Below are 328 nucleotides of genomic sequence, written 5' to 3'. Positions count from 1 at the left end.
ATCGAAGAACCGTTGGTTGATGTGCCTTGGTTCGTGATTTCTGGCTTTTGGCGATTTGATTGACGGTTCCTTGGGTCGCTTTCGCTCTGCGTTTTGAGCAGATCGGGGACTGCCCCCCTGGATGACTACGCGCTCGCGTTCAACCTTGCAAGGAAGAGAAAGCGGCGCATGTTGTAGATAATATTGGCCAGGCCGATCCTCATGGTGGCCCGGGTGATACCCACGGTTCGGACGAACAGACCCGTCTGCGATTTCTGATCGGCAAAGACATGCTCGACACGCGACCGGATCACCGATTTCCCTGCGTTGGACCGCTGGATGTGGCGGG

General features: G+C 56.4%; 1 pseudogene. It reads right to left on the bottom strand.

Annotated features, from left to right (window positions below):
• Positions 1 to 125: 125 nt before the first annotated feature.
• Positions 126 to 328, bottom strand: a pseudogene (locus tag KP705_RS19935) (IS5/IS1182 family transposase); the annotation flags it as partial.

The organism is Gluconobacter sp. P1D12_c (genome assembly GCF_018812105.1).
Lineage (GTDB): Bacteria > Pseudomonadota > Alphaproteobacteria > Acetobacterales > Acetobacteraceae > Gluconobacter > Gluconobacter oxydans_A.
This window is presented reverse-complemented; position numbering and strand designations above follow the sequence as displayed.